This is a genomic window from Paraburkholderia sp. RL18-085-BIA-A (genome assembly GCF_046027075.1).
Classification (GTDB): Bacteria; Pseudomonadota; Gammaproteobacteria; order Burkholderiales; family Burkholderiaceae; genus Paraburkholderia.
In genome coordinates this window covers 1-17116 of the sequence record NZ_JARESU010000100.1, presented here as the reverse complement: position 1 = coordinate 17116, position 17116 = coordinate 1, and the positions used below count along the sequence as shown (strand labels likewise).

Genomic DNA, 17116 nt, shown 5'->3' with positions numbered 1-17116 from the left:
GGCCGTTGGGACGTTATCGCGACGGAGTTCTGTCGTCGACCTTCGCGTACAAAGTAAAAAAGAACGTTGTGCCCTTATCCGGAGCGGACTCGACCCAGATGCGGCCGCCGTGCTGTTCAACGATTCGCTTGCACAGTGCAAGACCGATTCCCGTGCCGGGATATTCGGCGCGGGTATGGAGGCGCTGGAACACCAGAAAGATGCGCTCAAAATATTGAGGCTCGATGCCGATTCCGTTGTCCTTGACCCAGAACCTCCATGAATCGCCCTGACGTTGGGCACCTACATCGATCTGCACAGAACGGTCCTTGTGCCGAAACTTGATAGCGTTTCCGACCAGATTCTGAAACAGCAGCGTCAGTTGCGTGGGAGTCGCAAGCACCGTTGGCAACGCAGCGCGGCCAACCAGTGCGCCGGCTTCCTCAATAACGACGCTCAGGCTCCTTAGCGCCTGATCAAGTATTTGTCCGCAGTCAGTCGGCTGCCGTGTATCTGCTGATCGGCCCACGCGGGAATAGGTGAGCAGGTCTTCGATGAGTGCCTGCATGCGGGTGGCACCATCCACCGCATGCGCAATAAACTCATCGGCTCGCGGATCCAGTTGACCCTGATAGCGGCGTTGCAGCAGTTGCAAGGAGCCAGCGACTGCCCGCAGCGGCTCCTGTAGATCGTGAGAGGCCACGTAGGCAAACTGTTCAAGGTCGTGATTGGAGCGAGCCAGTTCGTCTGTTTTTCTAAGCAGTTCCTGTTCTGCATGCTTTCGCTCTGTGATATCAACAATCGCGCTGAGAACAAACACATCCTCGGAGGTTCTAACCGGATTGAGTCCGATTTCGACGGGGAATTCGGAGCCGTCCTTACGCAGCGCGTAAAGCTCGCGGCCAATTCCCATTGGACGGCTCTTAAGATCTCCATAGAACGCACTGCGGTAGCCTGGGTGAGCAGCACGGAAGCGCTCAGGCACGAGCGTTTCGATGCTCTTCCCGATCAGTTCGTCGCGCCCATAACCAAACAGCTTCTCAGTCTGCGCGTTCACGAGAACAATTTGGCCAGCGCGGTCCACCATTACCATGGCGTTGGGCGCCGCCTCCACCACCTGCCGGAAACGCTCCTCCAGCCGCCTGCGCTCAGTGATATCGAGGACGGCCGCAAGGACGAACGTTTCTTCGCCAGTTGAAACGGGATTGAGGCCGATTTCGACTGGAAATTCGGAGCCGTCCTTGCGCAGCGCGTAAAGCTCGCTGCCAATTCCCATGGGTCGGCTCTTCAGGTCCTTATAAAACGCACTCCGGTGGCTCGGGTGACTAGAACGGAACCGCCCGGGCACGAGCGTTTCGATGCTCTTCCCGATCAGTTCGTCGCGTCCATAGCCAAACAGCTTCTCGGTCTGCGCGTTCACGAGAACAATCCGACCAGCCCGGTCCACCATTACCATGGCGTTGGGCGCCGCCTCCACCACCTGGCGGAAGAGATCGTTGGTGAGGCCACTTGATTCCTTGCGTGGGTCCATCCAGCCTCCCGGCAATATTTCTTTTCGCATCAGCGGAAAGCGACGCTTAGACTTCCTCACCTGGGGCGCTGCACAGACCGTTTTTCAACGCGTAACGAATGAGTGCGACGTCGTTGTTCATCTCCATCTTTTGATGAATCCGCATTTTGTAGGTACTGACCGTTTTGGAGCTGATGCACAGTCCGTTTGCGATCTCGGAGATCGTCTCGCCACTGACAAGCCGTCTGAAGACATCGAATTCACGATCCGATAGCTGTTCGTGCGGTAACACGTAATGGTCCCGGTCCAGGCTGCATGCCAGACGCTCGGCCATGGCGGGGCTCAAGTAGACGCCGCCGCTCGCGACTTTGCTGATCGCAGTGACCAGATCCGTCATTGCGCATTCCTTGGTCAGATAGCCCCGCGCGCCGCACTTGAACGCACGTTCCGCGTACTGGTGCTCGCCGTGCATGGTCAATACGATCGTGCGCACGGGTGCGTTTTCTTGCTTCAATTGGCGCACGACCTCGAGGCCATTGCGTCCGGGCATCGACAGGTCGATCAGCATGACCTGCGCTGGCGTGCTCCGCCCAAGGTGCAACGCCGCGGAGCCGTCGGCGGCTTCGCCCACTACGTGGAATCCGCTTGCTTTCTCGAGGATATGCCGCAGGCCGTCACGCATCAGCGCGTGGTCATCGGCGATCAATACGCGAATCATGTCTTCTCCTACTCCACGCTCGTCGCAATCGGCAATGCCGGGGGGAACCCGATCTCACGTCCGCCATTGTCGGCGATGCATGGCTTGACGCGGCAAGGCCGTGGATTTTCCCTTTCAGAAGCACATCCTTGAGCTTTACGCGCTCAGGGCGAGGCGTGACCCGGAAAGCCTACAACGACGTGCTCTGCTGCAACATTACATGTTTATGTAGTCCGGGACACGTTGCAGGTGCTTTCACGCAATATCTTCATCGCTGACAGAGGCGATATCCCTATGCGATGGCCGGGATTTGCGAGGCGTTGGCGATTAACCCGCCAAGTTGCGGGCCGTCGATACGACGCTTGCCAGGGTGCGCATGTTTCGTCGGGAGGCAGCCGAGTGGTGCCATTTCGGCGTAGCGCGCGTCGGCTGGTACTCTCCCCAAGAGAGTATGTATGCCGCACCGAACAGCAGCAATGGTGTGACGTAGTCGCTGGGTGAAAATTCGGCGTTGTTCAGTGCGCGGCCAAGCAGCCGAATTCTTGCGAATTTTGAACGCCATCCTTGGCACAATCTCCGGGTCATGTGCCGTTCGTTCAGAATTCTTTCGCTTGTAGCGCCTCGAATTCGGCGCGACAAACGTCACTGAACTTGGCGAGGATATCGATCGAGCCGTTGGCCAGCATCTCGCGTAGCTCTATGAAGTTCCTGTCCGGGGCGAGATCATCGTCGGACCGTGATCGATCTTACGGCATGTCGAGATCCACCGTGCCCGCCCCTCTTTTCTGCGGTTTCTTCTGAAACAACGAAAGGCAAAGCGCGCCAAGACACGCGGCCTTCAGAACGCATTCTACGGTCGATACCACCGCAATTTCAACGGATCGCGTATATACGAACGGCAGTGCGGGCGCAATGGCCAGCACACTTACCCCACAAATGGAAGCAAAGATTGCGCGTGCGACGCGTACCCTGACGATAGCGCCGATACCCGTTAGGATCACTATAAACTTCGACACAGCAAGCGCGAATAGCCACGTGTTCGATTTAAATACACCAACTTCCAAGGGTGTCTCAATCAACGACCAAGCGAATACGCCAAATATGGTCATTTTTGTTATGCGATCGAGTGTGATTCTCGCCGGGATGTCGTGGTCCTCAGTCCAGTCCCGCTCGGATGGAAGTTCGGATTGCACCATTTCGACTATGGAAAAGACTGCTTCTTCTTTGCTCACTGCTGCCTCCGGGTTCCGCTGCTCGTTGAAACCGCGCACGACATCAGATCACGGCAGACGGCACCGGTCGATAAACGAATTTGCCGACAGGTTAGCGCCTCTCATGCAAAGGCGTGCGGGCCTATATGCGTTCAATTTAAGAACTCACGAATTCGATCCAATAAAAATTGAAACTCAGCGAATCCTTGTCCATGCGGTCTAGCGATCATCCGACGAGGTTTCCTGGCGAACGACGCATAGGCAATGCGCAAAGTATGTGGCCGAAAACAGAACGATGATCACCGGCGTGGTGGCACGCCTTCGTCCAGTATTGGCGCACAAGTCAACAGGGGCAATCAGCCTTTTCCGGAAATTATGTAAGACGTCTCTGTCAGCAAAAGCTGACAAAAACTCAAGACGTAATCCATAGCGACTCTACGTCAGCGAGTGGATAGTGAACTCACACAGAATTCTCGATGTTCGCGCGCATCCGTGCACCGAGGGATGGAAATATCGTTCACCGGGAAACCGAGGACCGGCGAATGACCAATGATCAACATAGCGAAGGGATACAGCGAAATGAGCACACTCTCGACTTTCCATCAGATGGACGAAACCACGGACCCGTGGCGTGAATTCTCGCCTGGCCCGTGGATGAAGCGCATCGACGTCAGGGATTTCATCGTTGCCAACGTCAGGCCCTACGAAGGCGACTGCGCCTTCCTGTCCGGTCCGACCGAGCGAACGAAAGCCGTTTGGGCCGCGCTGCAGCCGTACCTTCGCGAGGAAGCCCATAAGGGCGTGCTCGATGTGGACCCCGCAACGCCGTCCACGATGACATCGCACGCGCCCGGCTATATCGACAGACCCAACGAAGTGATTGTCGGCCTGCAGACCGACAAACCGTTCAGGCGAGCCATCATGCCGTGGGGCGGTCTTCGCATGGTCGAGAACGGCCTGCGCTCCGTCGGGATGAAGGTTGACCCGAAGGTCGCCGAGATCTTCACCCAATATCGCAAGACGCACAACGACGGCGTGTTCGACGTGTACACGCCCGAGATCCTTGCCTGCCGGAAGTCCCACATCATCACGGGCTTGCCGGATGCGTACGGCCGCGGCCGGATCATCGGTGACTATCGGCGCGTGGCGCTGTACGGCATCGGCCGCCTGCTTGACGAGAAGGTGGCGGAGCGCGCTCAGATCGACGACGAGTGGCCGACCGACGACGTCATCCGCCTGCGCGAAGAACTGGCGGAGCAGACCCGCGCGCTGCACGACCTCGTCAAGATGGGAGAGGCGTACGGCTTCGATCTTGCGCGACCCGCGCAAACCGCGGCAGAGGCCGTGCAATGGACCTACTTCGCCTATCTCGGCGCAGTCAAGGAGGCCAACGGCGCGGCGATGTCGATTGGCCGGATCTCGACGTTCCTTGACATCTATATCGAGCGCGACCTCGCGGACGGGACGCTCGACGAATCCGGCGCACAGGAGTTGATCGACCAGCTCGTCCAGAAGCTGCGCATCGTCCGCTTCCTGCGCACGCCGGAGTACGACAGCCTGTTCTCGGGAGACCCTTACTGGGCGACTGAATCGATCGGCGGCATGGACCTGAACGGCCGCACGCTGGTCACCCGCACCAGCTTCCGCATGCTGCAAACGCTGCGCAACCTGGGGTCGGCCCCCGAGCCCAACTTGACCGTGTTGTGGTCGAAGCATCTGCCTCAGCCGTTCAAGCGCTTCTGCCTGGCGATCTCGCGCGACACGTCGGCCGTGCAATACGAGAACGATGATCAGATGCGTCCCTTTCACGGCGACGACTACGGGATCGCCTGCTGCGTATCGGCGATGCGCATCGGCAAGCAGATGCAGTTCTTCGGCGCGCGGGCCAACCTCGCGAAGTGCCTGCTCTACGCGATCAATGGCGGCCGCGACGAGATCAGCGGCGAGCAGGTGGCGCCCCCGGCGCCGGCCGTCACGGGCGACGTGCTCGTCTATGACGAGGTGATGGCCAGGTTCGACGCGATGATGGAATGGCTCGCGCGCACCTATGTGCATGCGATGAACTGCATTCACTACATGCACGACAAGTACTTCTACGAGCGGCTGGAGATGGCGCTGCACGACCGGGACATCTTGCGCACGATGGCCTTCGGCGTCGCCGGGCTCTCGGTGGTCGCCGACAGCCTGTCCGCGATCAAGCACGCGAAGGTCACCGCGATCCGCGGCGCCAACGGGATCGTCGAGGACTATCAGATCGAGGGGACCTTCCCGGCGTTCGGAAACGACGACGAGCGCGTCGACTCGATCGCCGCCGACCTGGTTGAGCGCTTCATGATGAAGTTGCGCAAGCACCCGTGCTATCGCGGGGCAATGCCTACACAGTCGGTGCTGACCATCACGTCGAACGTGGTGTACGGTAAGGCCACCGGCAATACGCCGGACGGACGGCGTGCCGGCGTGCCGTTCGCGCCAGGCGCGAACCCGATGCACGGCCGCGATCAGATCGGCTGGCTCGCATCGTGCCTGTCGGTGGCGAAGCTGCCCTACGTGCACGCGCAGGACGGCATCAGCTATACGGTGTCCGTGGTGCCGACCGTGACGCGTCTTGCCGAAGAAGAAGGACTCGATCGCGCGATCGACGTGTTCGATGCGTACTTCGGCCAGGGCGGCTATCACATGAACCTGAACGTCGTGAACAAGGAAACGCTGCTTGACGCGATGGACCATCCGGACAAGTACCCGCAGTTGACGATTCGCGTCTCCGGCTACGCGGTGAACTTCATTCGTCTCACGCGGGAGCAGCAGCTCGACGTCATCCACCGCACTTTCCACGGAGCTGTGTGATGCAACGTCGAGACGCTACGCCTGATACCGGCGGTCCGGAGTTGTCGGGCAGCCGCCACGAGTTCGGCGCCATCCGTTCGCCTGACGCTCCGGAAACGGAAGGGTTCGCGGACGGGATCGGCACGTTCGGCTACGTGCATTCGCTCGAAACCGGCTCGCTCGTCGACGGGCCGGGTGTTCGTGCCACGCTGTTTCTCGCCGGATGCATGCTCCGTTGCCAGTATTGCCATAACCCGGATACCTGGCATCTGAAGCGCGGCACGCGGATAACGGCTGACGCGGCGATCGCGCGTCTGTCCGACTTCGCGCCGGCGCTGCGCTCGATGAACGGCGGCCTGACGCTGTCCGGCGGCGAACCGCTCGTGCAGATCGGCTTTACTAGCCGAATCTTCGCGGCCGCAAAGGAACAAGGCCTGCATACCGCGTTGGACACATCGGGCTTTCTCGGTGCGCGGGCGGACGACGCCTATCTGAGCCAGGTCGACCTCGTGCTGCTCGATATCAAGTCGCCCGACCCGGCGCTTTACCACCGTCTCACAGGCGTGGATCTCGTACCGACATTACGTTTCGCCGAGCGGCTCGCGGCGCTCGGCAAACCGGTCTGGGTCCGCTACGTGCTGGTGCCCGGCCTGACCGACGAGCCCACCCATATCCGCGCGCTCGCCCGGTTCCTGGCCCCGATGCGCAACGTCGAATGGGTCGAAGTGCTGCCGTTTCACCAGATGGGCGCGTTCAAATGGAACAGGCTGGGGCTCGACTACCCGCTCGAGGGCAAAGCCGCGTGTACGGCCGCGCAGACCGCGCAGGCCGTTGCGCTATTTCGCGGCGAGGGCTGCCGCGCGAGATAAGCGAATTGCCCGACGACATGCCCCTATACGGTGGCTCCAACTACAAAGAGGAGAATTGTGATGTCAGTTTCCGAGACAGGCGACGTACTCCGCACCGTCCCAGGTCCCTCGACGCACGCGGCTCGGTTGCCTTTTTTCATGGCCTGGCTTCTCGCGCTGGTCTTTTACTTCATCCAATACGCGATCCGATCGGCGCCAGGCGTGATGGTCCCCGAGATTAGCGCGGCATTCGGGCTCACCACGCTTGGCGTTAGCTCGCTGGTGGGACTTTATTTTTACACGTACGCGGGCTTCGCCATCATCGCGGGTGCGACGCTCGACCGCTATGGCGCAAAGCTGCCCCTCGCCGCCGGCACCTTGGTGGTGGCGGCCGGCAGCGCCTTGTTCGGGCTCGGCGCGGCATCATCGGCCGAAGTCGGACGATTGCTGCAAGGTGCGGGATCGGCGTTCGCGTTCACGGGCGCCGTGTATCTTGCCACGCGGGGTTTCTCGCAGCGCTGGCTGGCCACAGCGGTCGGCTTTACTCAATGCTTCGGGATGCTCGGCGGCTTCGCTGGACAGTTCGGCGTCGGCCCGCTCGTGCACGGGGTCGTCTCCTGGCAGGCATTCTGGACCTATGCCGCCGTGCCCACTGCGCTCGTCGCCGTCCTCGTGCTCATCGTGACGCCGGGCCGCGGCGAACCCGCCAGCGGGTCTGTGTGGTCCATGTTCGCACCGTACAAGGTCGTGTTGACGAATCCGCAGTCCTTTCTGTGCGGCTTCGTGGGCGGATTGCTGTTCATGCCGACCACAATCGGCGACATGATCTGGGGCGTCCACTTCCTGCGCCAAGGCCTTGGCGTGCCGGCCGCGGAAGCAGTGGCCCGCTCGTCGATGGTTCCGCTCGGCTGGGTCATCGGCGCACCGCTGCTCGGCTATGTCGCCGATCGGATCGGGCGTCGCAAGCCCGTGCTGGTCGGCGGCATCGTGCTCATGCTGCTATCGATCGTGGCGATCGTCTATCTGCCCGCGCTCTTGCCGCCTTATGTCGGAGGCCTCCTGTTCGGCATCGGCTCCGGCGCGGCGATGATCCCTTACACGATGGTTAAGGAAGTCAACCCGGAGAGCGTGAAGGGAAGCGCCGCCGGCGCAATGAACTTCCTTGTGTTCGTTCTCAGCGCGTTCCTCGCGCCCTTGTTCGGCCTCGCACTGATGCGTCTGTCCGGCGGCATGCCGCTGACGCTGCAGACTTACCAGCATGCGGATCTGATCTGGGTTGGGGCGATCATCCTGTCTCTCGTGCTCACGCTGTTCCTGCGCGAGACGGGTGCCGCGGCGCGCACGGCGACGTAAGGCAACCGGCGCGTGTTGGCCGGGATGCCGGGACCTCGAGCCTCGAGCTCGATCAGAAGCACGCAAAATCTCTTGAACGACTTGATGATGGAGCACCTTGTGGAACGCAAACGCGAAAAATACGAACGCCTGGTCTCGATGGCCACGGCGCTGCCTCCCACGCCGACTGCCGTCGCTCACCCCTGCGATCAAAGCTCGCTCGGCGCCGTTGTCGAGGCGGCACTGCTCGGGCTGATCGCGCCGACGCTGGTCGGCCCTGCGGCGAAGATCACCGCCGTCGCCGCCGAACAAGGGTTCGACGTGTCGGGCATGCCTATCGTCGACGTGCCGCATAGCCATGCGGCCGCCGACGCGGCCGTCGCCCTCGTGCGCGAGGGAAAGGCGCAGGCACTGATGAAGGGCTCGCTGCATACCGACGAGCTGATGTCCGCCGTCGTCGCGCGCGAGACGGGTCTGCGCACGGCACGCCGCATCAGCCACTGCTTCGTGATGGACGTGCCTGGCCACGACGATCCACTCATCATTACCGACGCCGCAGTGAACGTCGCCCCGACACTGGAAGACAAGATGCACATCGTGCAAAACGCGATCGACCTGGCTCATGCGCTGCACTTTCCCGAAGTGCGGGTAGCAATCCTGTCCGCGATGGAAACGGTCAATGTGAAAGTGCCGTCTACGGTTGAAGCAGCGGCGCTTTGCAAGATGGCCGATCGCCGCCAGATCGAGGGCGGCATTCTCGACGGCCCGCTCGCGCTCGATAACGCGATCAGCCAGGAAGCCGCGGCGATCAAGAACATCGCGTCGCCAGTCGCGGGACGCGCGAACGTGCTCGTCGTGCCGGACCTCGAGGCCGGCAACATGCTTGCGAAGAGCCTATCGTTCCTCGCCGGCGCGGACGCGGCGGGGATCGTGCTCGGCGCACGCGTCCCGATCATTCTGACCAGCCGGGCGGATTCGGTGGTCGCCCGGCTCGCGTCCTGCGCGGTTGCGGCGCTGGTTACGCTCGCGCGGCGCGATACGTCGCGCGCGATCGTCAGCTGAGGGGTATTCCATGGACGTCATTCTGGTGATCAATGCGGGTTCGTCAAGCGTCAAGTTCTCGGTCTTCGGCGTGAGCGGCGCTACGCTCAGCCGCATCTGCACAGGCAATTTCGAGGAAATCGACACTAATCCACACCTCCGGATCCAACACGCGAGCGGCGAAGTGCTGGCAGAAGAGCGCTGGTCTGCAGTTGAACCGCTCGGTCACGAGGGCGTGATCGCTTTTCTGTTCGAATGGCTGCATAGCCATGCGGCCGGCTACCGGGCGATCGCCGCCGGTCATCGGTTTGTGCACGGCGGCAGCCGATACGCGACGGCCGTGCGCGTCGACGACGAGGTAATCGCCAACCTCGAAGCGCTCGTGCCGCTTGCGCCGCTGCACCAGCCGCACCACCTCGCCGCGCTCAGGGCGATCGCCGAGCGGCATCATGCGTTGCCACAGGTCGCCTGCTTCGATACCGCGTTTCACCACGGCCAGCCTGCAATCGCGACGCAGTTCGCACTACCCCGCGACATCGCGCAACAAGGCGTAAAGCGCTATGGCTTTCACGGACTGTCGTATGAGTACATCGCGTCCGCCCTACCCCGTTATGACGAGTGCGCGGCTCACGGCAAGACAGTCGTGCTGCACCTCGGCAACGGCGCGAGCATGGCCGCGCTGGACCAGGGCAGGAGCATCGCGAGCACCATGGGCTTTACTGCGCTCGAAGGCCTGCCGATGGGCACGCGCACCGGCAGCCTCGACCCCGGAGTTCTCCTGTGGCTGATGGACGAGCACAAGATGGACGCCCGCGCGATCGAGAACCTGCTCTACCACCGCTCGGGGTTGCTGGGCGTGTCCGGCATATCGAGCGACATGCGCACGCTGCTCGAAAGTGACGATCCTGCGGCGGCCAACGCGGTCGATCTGTTTTGCTATCGGATCTCGCGCGAGCTCGGCTCGCTCGTCGCCGCGCTCGGCGGCCTCGACGCGATCGTGTTCACGGCGGGCATCGGAGAACATGCGCCGCCCGTGCGCGAACGGGTGTGCCGCGCCGCAGCATGGCTCGGCATTTCGCTCGACGCCGCTGCGAACGCGCGTCACGGCCCCAGGATCAGCACGGCAGACAGCCCAGTCGCCGCATGGGTGATTCCGACCAACGAAGAACTCATGATCGCCACGCACACACTCGACCTGCTGGAGGTGTAGAGACATGAAACTTTGGATCAGCAATCTGCCGCCGGAGAAGAGCGACGAAGACGTCCGTGCGTTTGTGCGCAAATATACGCAGGTCGAAATCGACGCGATAGTCCGCATTGACGGCGACGCTTCACGCCCGGGCGTATTGATTGAAATCTTCGGCGCAACTGAGTTGATGCTGACGGGCGTTAAACATCGTCTGGAGAGGATGTATTGGGACCAGCATGAGCTCGCCGTTCACATCCTGTCCTTCTCGGACCAAGGCTAGACGCCGGACAATACGCGGTCCTGATGAAACGTTACCGCCAGTATGGGCTTGCTGTCCCCTGACGGGCGTGAACTGAACGGAATATCAAACGGAGAATGACAATGCTCGTCTTGAAGATCGCGCTGGCGGCGGTGTTGGTCGTGCTAATTCCGCCTCTCGTCGCAGCCGCATGCCTGTGGAGCCTCGGTGCTATTTGCCGCATGGCAAAGGCCGGGACGCCGAACCTGCCACAGTCGTCTCGAACCCGCGAGCGGTCGCCATAGCGTGGCGCCCGCTACTGGTTACTTCTTTCTCGGCGCACCCAGAACACCCACCCATTTCCCTCCCGAGTCTGGACGTGCGCCCCAGGGGCACGTCCGCAGTCCGGCCCGTCATCACGCGCGATCCACCGCGGCCGGAACAGCTCAGACAGCAAGCGTCGATTCGATGCCCAAGACCTTGTGCAGCGTCGGTGACGTGGTCGAGTATTGCGTGTGGATCGTCTTCCCCGGATACACGTATTCGGCGGCCGCGAAGGCAGCGAGCGTCGCCTCATGAAAGCCCGAGACGATCAACTTGCGCTTGCCCGGATAGCTGTTGATGTCGCCCACCGCAAAGATCCCCGGTGTGCTGGTCTCGAATCGCGCGGTATCCACGACGATCTGCTTGCGACCGATCTCGAGCCCCCACTCGGCGATCGGCCCCAGTTTCGGAGACAGGCCGTAAAACACCAGCAGGCAGTCGAGCTCGAGCCGGCGTGTCACGCCGTCGCCGCCGGCGATCTTCAATGCGGTGAGACGATCGTCCCGCGCATCGAAGCCCGTCACCTGCCCGATCTCGCACTGCATCTCATAGCACGCGCACAGTTGCCGCATCCGCGCGACCGACACCGGCGCCGCGCGGAAGGCATCGCGCCGGTGCACCAGCACCACGGATTCAGCCTTCCCCACGAAGTCGAGCGCGCAGTCCAGTGCCGAGTCGCCGCCGCCGCATACGACGACCTGCCGACCGTCGAACATGTGCGAGTCCTTGACCCGATAGAACAGTTGCTTGTCCTCGAACGCATCGATGCCCTCCACCTTGAGCTTGCGCGGCTGAAACGCGCCTACGCCCGCCGCAATGGAGATCGTTTTCGTGATGAATGTGGTGTGGTTCGACGTCTCCACATGGAAACGCCCGTCGTCGCGCTGGCGCACGACGGTCACCTCTTGCCCCAGATGGAATGTCGGATTGAACCGCTCGATTTGCCGCAACAGATTCTCGGTGAGTTCTCGGCCGGTGCAAACCGGCACCGACGGAATGTCATATATCGGCTTCTCTGGATAGAGTTCGATGCATTGTCCACCGAGACGGGCCAGGGAATCGACGACGTGTGCGCGAATTTCGAGCAAGCCGAGTTCAAACACCTGGAACAGACCAATCGGACCCGCACCGATAATCACGCAGTCCGTTTCGATTGGCGCAAATGGTGGAGTTTCAGCATTCATTCTTGAGTTCTCGTCGAAAGTGCGCGGGTGGCCCGCGATAGCTCGACAGGGCCCCCTGCTTCGCTCGCTCAATAGTCGCCTTGAGCCGAACGACACCAGACCCGAGGCACAGGCGCATTACCCAGAGTATTGGTTCCTTTAGCTATCCGCACTATGGACTCTTTCTCGATCTCTTGTCAGGATTGACTTACACGATTTGCAACATGACAGCTAGTGTCATGCTGCTGGACCTGTGGACGCGGCGCTGTCAACTTGAAGCTAGAGAGTCAAAACGGCTATGGTGCAAATTGCGGGCGCAAGCGAAAAAACGGTGTATTCACCATGCATCATCGTGCTGAAAGGACTGCCTTCCAAACAGCCGGCGCAGTGGTATCTTTGAGGCGCAATCGTGCGAGGTTGAACTGACGTTTGCGAATGCGATGCATCAACTCCACGCCCGATATCGTAATGGCCGCATCCCTGAAGCGTTTGAAGCCGAGCATTGCGTTGACCCTGGACTTGATGTTGCGATGATCCTGCTCGATCAAATTGTTCAAATACTTCGACGATCGCAATGTCGTGTCCGCGGGCAGAAACTGGTCCGCCTTCATTTCCCGCACCGCGCGGTGAGACGCAGCGTAACCGTCCAGCGTGATTGTCTTCGGAGCGAGCCCTTGACTCCTGATCGCTTTTGCGAAGAAAGCCTTGGCCGCAGCGACATCGCGCCTGGCGCTGAGCCGGAAGTCGACCGTCTTTCCCGCGCGGTCAACTGCACGGTAAAGATAGACCCATTTGCCACGGACTTTCACATACGTTTCGTCGACTCTCCACGAGCGACTCGCGGATTTTGCAAACCGGTCCCAGCGCTTGAGGAACTCCGGCGTGAAGCGTTTGACCCAGCGCATGATCGTAGTGTGCGCGAGCGACAGCCCGCGCTCGGCCATTATTTCAACGAGGTCTCGAAGGCTGAGCTTGTAACGCAGATACCAACGCACACACACGACGATGACTTCGCGGTCAAAGTGACGGCCGTTGAACAGCCTGTCGATGTCTGTCAGCTTACTCATAGCCTGCTCGCGCTCGTCAAATCCCGAGCTTAACCTATCCGCTCCTCCGATTTGCACCGGAGCCTTCGCGAGTACCTCGTTCGCCATGACGCGAATCGAGCGCAGTGGATATGACGCCGGAACGAAGCGTCGAGCTTGCGCATGGAAAATAAACTCTCAGTGAACGTGTCGGCGCCGCGCATGATCTCCAGGGGGCAGGTGAGGTCCTTCTACCAACGCTTCACGGGCTCTCCGCGAGGACGTGTACTGCCGGTATTTCAGTAACCTGCTAGGTCAATCCACGGCTGGCTGGAGCGAGAATCCCGGATCTCTTTGGTTGTCCGCCTAGCCGCCCGATTCACGCCGACCTGATTAATGTTCACGGGGAATACTGGAAGAACTCCGACGAATATGCCTGGCCCATGTCTTCCGATAACTCCTCGAATACGTCTATAGAAATCTCGACTACGTTTTCACCGTCTGCAGTCGTAACACCCGCACTATCGCGAATGCCTTTCAGGATCCAGCATCTGAAATCCCTATCCATGCAGATCATATTGTCCGGGTCGCTTTTGAGCGCATCACGTGCTTCTTTCACAGAGCAGATCATCGCCGTATCTTTCATTGCCTACCACTTACCTTGGCAGTGGGTTCGGCAAACTGTAATAACGTCCAGGCGTCATCTGTAGGCCTGGGACGGTCGACCCAGCAGCACCGGAGGCGGACCCAGGTGCGCTCGCAGCAACGGGCGCGGGAACAACTGTGCTGGACTGTCCAGCTGCTCCGGACGCCGGTGCGCTGATGCCGGACGAGTCCGCGTCGGAACCCGAGTCGTCTTTATAGACCGGAGGCGCCGGATTGCCGTCGGAGATCAGGTACTGGCGACGCTGCAGATACGCGTCCCGCACGAATGAATACTTGTCAAGTGCGGCACCCGCCAGGAGGTCGCCTGCTCCGAGCAGCGATGCGCGCAAGCTGACCACCCGCACGCCATAAAGGGTCGTGCGGACCCAGACCGGCTGGACGAACGTTGTCAGATCGCCTTCGAATTCGACGAGCATTCCTGCGGTATCACGCACGGTGCTCGGACCGAGCAGCGGCAGAACGAGATACGGCCCCGGCGGCACGCCGTAGTGGCCGAGCGTCAGTCCAAAGTCGGCCGTGTGCTTTGGCAGCCTCGCGAGCGTCGCGACGTCGAACAGGCCACCGACACCAAAGACCGTATTGATGGCAACGCGCATGACATCCTCGACGCCATCGGTAATCTTCAACTGCAGCAGATCGTTGGCAGCCGTGTACACGTCGCCGATGTTTGAAAAGAAGTTCGTAACACTGTCCCGTATCGGCTGCGGCAGCGCCCATACATACGCCTGTGCCACCGGCTTCAAGCCATATTGGTCGACCTTGTCGTTAAGCGTGAAGACAGTACGATTGAGTCCTTCGAGCGGATCGCCTTTGGTGGGTGTCGTTACCGTCGCGCAGCCCGCCAATACAAGTGCTGCCGCCACCGCCATGCCTGTGGCGCGGATTGTTACCATTGGTGCTTTCCTGATGTCGCCTCGGCGCTGGCCGCCGGATGGATCCTTGACGATGCGAAGCATTTAATACACTGCCGGCATGCCTGGTGGGCGATGTTTGAAGCGTCGGTGCACCCAGTAATATTGCTCGGGGAATTTCAGGATCTGTTCCTCAAGAAACTCATTCATGCGACGCGCGTCGACGGTGTCACTTCCAGACGGGAAATCGCTAAGTGGCCTGAAGATTTTCAATCTATACCCTTCGTAGTTAGGAAGCGCTTCGGTCACGAAGGGTACAACCCGCGCGCCCCCCAGTCCCGCGAGGCGTGAAACTGCTGTCAGCGCACAGGTGGGAACGCCGAAGAACTGACAAAAACAGAATTGTCGACGCCCTGATCCATATCAGCCGCCAGCATGACCGGCTTGCCCGAACGCAGCAATGCCACGATTCTTCTGGCGCTCGTCGTGCGCTCGAGCATCTCTGCGCCAAACCTGCCCCGTTGGCGTCTGGCCATGTCGCACAAGCGCGCAATTGACATGCGGGTGTACAGAGAGGCGACAGGGAAACGTGTCGAGTAGAGCATGCAACCGACCTCAATGCCCACAAAATGAAAGCCCATAAAGATGGCAGGCGGCGCATTCTTGTCATCGAGATCGATGTCACTTTCGAGTTGCCCCCTATCCCTGATCGCCTGCGCGCTTCCAAACCATTGAATACCTCGTTCGAGATAGCTGCGAACTACATGACGAAAGTGTTCTCTCGCAAGCTCGTCGCGTTCACGCATCGTCTTCTCTGGGAAGCAGAGACGAAGGTTCACGAGGACCACATGTTTGCGACGACTCGGAAGCGCATATAGCGCTCCACCAAGTGCACTACCAAGCCTCGCGACAAACTTGAAAGGAAGCACGGACAAAGAGCGGAGCAGCACTACGATGAGCGCAAAGCCAAATTTTTCCAAAAGTTTATCCTGCGCAGAATGGGTCATGGCCCAGCAAGGAGAAGCCCTCCACCGGTTGAATCCGCCGGGTCGAGCCGCTGTTCAAACCTCTCCCTTCGCAAAATAGCCGGCAATCCTACAGCATAGGAGTAAGCGACTGGTTACGAACATGACATACAAAATTACTGAATCTGACGGGGGCGCTCTCAGGTTGACGGGCAGGCGGCGGTAAATTGAAGCGACGAAAGCGAAATCGCTTTATCACGGCCACCGCTTCCCTGCCGTCGTCAGCTGCGCAGTTCGCTGGTATTCCGGTTCAGCCTGAGCCTGCGCGATATCGGGGAGTTGTTGCTCGAACGTGGCGTCGTGGTCACGTACGAAACAAGGTTGTGTCGCGATAAGGCCGACAATTCGAAAATTTCTTTTGTGGCAAGGATTCCTTAAATCAGTAGAGAATAGAACTGAGCGGCCGCTGTTCGCGTGATGGTGGCGTCCTTCATTTGCCCTTTTCTGATCATGTTCATCACTTCGATGCCTGATAGATTGATGCGGGCGCACCGGAAATCCTTGAAGCCCTTCATGGGGTTGATGATGCGCTTGATGGCACGATGGTCTTGTTCGACAATGTTGTTGAGGTCCCTGACCTGTCGGACCTTCACAGACGTTTCCCGTTCAGCGTTGATGCTCTGGATGGCGGCCAGATTGGCGCCGCTTTTGTCCATGGTAACGGTCTCAGGCGCGCCGTTCTGATTCATGGCTTTCTCGAAATAACGACGGGCGGCAGCCTTGTCACGATGGTTGAACGTGGATTCGACCACGACGCCGGCCAGCTCCGCTTGCCATGGCGACAGAAACGCAAGGATTTTTGGCGGGTCGTTAGGCAGGCGCTTTTCTGCGACCACCCGGTCCGCCTCGTCGGTCACAGTCACGACGCTGTTATTCGAATGCAGGTCAATTCCGCTATATTTCATCACAGCCTCCCTCCGGTTAAAGCAGTTGGCAAACTCACTTTAACCCCGCCGCCTCCATGACGACGGTGGGAGGCCCGCTAGATGATTTTCAAGACAGGTCGGACCGGGACTCGCTAAACCTGAATCTGTCCAAGAGCTTCGAGCTCGGGCCAAAAATGAGGTGCGGGCCAGCGGATTTCATAGTGGGCCTCAGCGTATCAGGCTGCAAAAAGCCCGAATATAAAGCTGCAACCCATCCTGTCGCAGTCGTAGCACGCGAAAAACCGTCGCAAACGGGAGGCGTTCATAT

13 protein-coding genes and 5 pseudogenes are annotated in these 17116 nt (G+C 60.1%); 7 read left to right on the top strand and 11 right to left on the bottom strand.

Features of this window, described 5'->3' with window-relative positions:
- Positions 1-13: 13 nt before the first annotated feature.
- The 3 genes from P0D89_RS38325 to P0D89_RS38315 form a co-directional block, all read right to left on the bottom strand.
- Entirely contained in the window at positions 14-1510 is a 1497-nt protein-coding gene (locus P0D89_RS38325; protein ID WP_408378144.1) for a sensor histidine kinase, read from the bottom strand.
- Positions 1511-1556: 46 nt separating this feature from the next.
- Positions 1557-2207 carry a response regulator gene (locus P0D89_RS38320; RefSeq protein ID WP_408366707.1) on the bottom strand — a complete coding sequence of 217 codons (651 nt, stop codon included), beginning with the start codon at positions 2205-2207 and terminating at the stop codon, positions 1557-1559.
- A 725-nt stretch (positions 2208-2932) separates the two neighbouring features.
- Entirely contained in the window at positions 2933-3418 is a 486-nt protein-coding gene (locus P0D89_RS38315; RefSeq protein ID WP_408366705.1) for a hypothetical protein, read from the bottom strand.
- 558 nt (positions 3419-3976) lie between these two features.
- Between P0D89_RS38315 and pflB the strand changes: the two genes are divergently transcribed.
- The 6 genes from pflB (at position 3977) to P0D89_RS38285 (ending at position 10910) form a co-directional block, all read left to right on the top strand.
- On the top strand, positions 3977-6241 hold the full coding sequence (gene pflB / locus P0D89_RS38310; RefSeq protein ID WP_408366703.1) for a formate C-acetyltransferase: 2265 nt from the start codon (positions 3977-3979) through the stop codon (positions 6239-6241).
- Positions 6241-7089, top strand: coding sequence for a pyruvate formate-lyase-activating protein (gene pflA, locus P0D89_RS38305; RefSeq protein WP_408366701.1), 849 nt, complete (start codon positions 6241-6243; stop codon positions 7087-7089). Before pflB ends, pflA begins: the two co-directional genes overlap by 1 nt.
- Before the next feature lie 138 nt (positions 7090-7227).
- The gene (locus P0D89_RS38300) at positions 7228-8421 is read left to right on the top strand and encodes an MFS transporter (RefSeq protein WP_408366699.1); all 1194 of its coding nucleotides are present in this window, start codon (positions 7228-7230) and stop codon (positions 8419-8421) included.
- Positions 8422-8520: 99 nt separating this feature from the next.
- Entirely contained in the window at positions 8521-9462 is a 942-nt protein-coding gene (locus tag P0D89_RS38295; protein WP_408366697.1) for a phosphate acetyltransferase, read from the top strand.
- A 10-nt stretch (positions 9463-9472) separates the two neighbouring features.
- Positions 9473-10651 (top strand): acetate/propionate family kinase, encoded by a 1179-nt coding sequence (locus P0D89_RS38290; protein WP_408366695.1) that lies wholly within the window; start codon positions 9473-9475, stop codon positions 10649-10651.
- 4 nt (positions 10652-10655) lie between these two features.
- Entirely contained in the window at positions 10656-10910 is a 255-nt protein-coding gene (locus P0D89_RS38285; protein ID WP_408366693.1) for an RNA recognition motif domain-containing protein, read from the top strand.
- A 404-nt stretch (positions 10911-11314) separates the two neighbouring features.
- Here the strand turns inward: P0D89_RS38285 and P0D89_RS38280 are convergent, their stop codons facing one another.
- The 6 genes and pseudogenes from P0D89_RS38280 to P0D89_RS38255 all read right to left on the bottom strand — a co-directional run bounded on the left by P0D89_RS38280 (position 11315) and on the right by P0D89_RS38255 (position 15904).
- Positions 11315-12376 carry an NAD(P)/FAD-dependent oxidoreductase gene (locus P0D89_RS38280; RefSeq protein ID WP_408366691.1) on the bottom strand — a complete coding sequence of 354 codons (1062 nt, stop codon included), beginning with the start codon at positions 12374-12376 and terminating at the stop codon, positions 11315-11317.
- A gap of 326 nt (positions 12377-12702) precedes the next feature.
- A complete protein-coding gene (locus P0D89_RS38275) occupies positions 12703-13413 on the bottom strand; it encodes an IS6 family transposase (protein ID WP_408366731.1) in 711 nt (236 codons plus the stop codon).
- A 72-nt stretch (positions 13414-13485) separates the two neighbouring features.
- Positions 13486-13604, bottom strand: a pseudogene (locus P0D89_RS38270) (IS5/IS1182 family transposase); the annotation flags it as partial.
- A 176-nt stretch (positions 13605-13780) separates the two neighbouring features.
- Positions 13781-14026, bottom strand: coding sequence for a hypothetical protein (locus P0D89_RS38265; protein ID WP_408366689.1), 246 nt, complete (start codon positions 14024-14026; stop codon positions 13781-13783).
- Positions 14027-14036: 10 nt separating this feature from the next.
- Positions 14037-14939: an MlaA family lipoprotein gene (locus P0D89_RS38260; protein ID WP_408378140.1), complete on the bottom strand. Its 903-nt coding sequence runs from the start codon at positions 14937-14939 to the stop codon at positions 14037-14039.
- 63 nt (positions 14940-15002) lie between these two features.
- Positions 15003-15904, bottom strand: a pseudogene (locus P0D89_RS38255) (lipid A biosynthesis lauroyl acyltransferase).
- A gap of 184 nt (positions 15905-16088) precedes the next feature.
- Between P0D89_RS38255 and P0D89_RS38250 the strand changes: the two are divergent.
- Positions 16089-16240, top strand: a pseudogene (locus P0D89_RS38250) (IS6 family transposase); the annotation flags it as partial.
- Between the two features lie 56 nt (positions 16241-16296).
- On the opposite strand, the pseudogene P0D89_RS38245 reads toward P0D89_RS38250, so the two are convergent.
- Together P0D89_RS38245 and P0D89_RS54695 are read right to left on the bottom strand one after the other, a co-directional pair.
- Positions 16297-16653 (bottom strand): annotated as a pseudogene (locus tag P0D89_RS38245) (DDE-type integrase/transposase/recombinase); the annotation flags it as partial.
- Positions 16654-16827 (bottom strand): annotated as a pseudogene (locus P0D89_RS54695) (IS110 family RNA-guided transposase); the annotation flags it as partial. It lies immediately after the preceding pseudogene.
- Between the last annotated feature and the right edge of the window lie 289 nt (positions 16828-17116).

Coding starts and splice junctions, on each gene's coding strand:
- P0D89_RS38285 (WP_408366693.1), top strand. CDS start 10,656: ATGAAACTTTGGATCAGCAATCTGCCGCCGGAGAAGAGCGACGAAGAC.
- pflA (WP_408366701.1), top strand. CDS start 6,241: ATGCAACGTCGAGACGCTACGCCTGATACCGGCGGTCCGGAGTTGTCG.
- P0D89_RS38265 (WP_408366689.1), bottom strand. CDS start 14,026: ATGAAAGATACGGCGATGATCTGCTCTGTGAAAGAAGCACGTGATGCG.
- P0D89_RS38290 (WP_408366695.1), top strand. CDS start 9,473: ATGGACGTCATTCTGGTGATCAATGCGGGTTCGTCAAGCGTCAAGTTC.
- P0D89_RS38260 (WP_408378140.1), bottom strand. CDS start 14,939: ATGGTAACAATCCGCGCCACAGGCATGGCGGTGGCGGCAGCACTTGTA.
- P0D89_RS38325 (WP_408378144.1), bottom strand. CDS start 1,510: ATGGACCCACGCAAGGAATCAAGTGGCCTCACCAACGATCTCTTCCGC.
- P0D89_RS38280 (WP_408366691.1), bottom strand. CDS start 12,376: ATGAATGCTGAAACTCCACCATTTGCGCCAATCGAAACGGACTGCGTG.
- P0D89_RS38320 (WP_408366707.1), bottom strand. CDS start 2,207: ATGATTCGCGTATTGATCGCCGATGACCACGCGCTGATGCGTGACGGC.
- pflB (WP_408366703.1), top strand. CDS start 3,977: ATGAGCACACTCTCGACTTTCCATCAGATGGACGAAACCACGGACCCG.
- P0D89_RS38300 (WP_408366699.1), top strand. CDS start 7,228: ATGGCCTGGCTTCTCGCGCTGGTCTTTTACTTCATCCAATACGCGATC.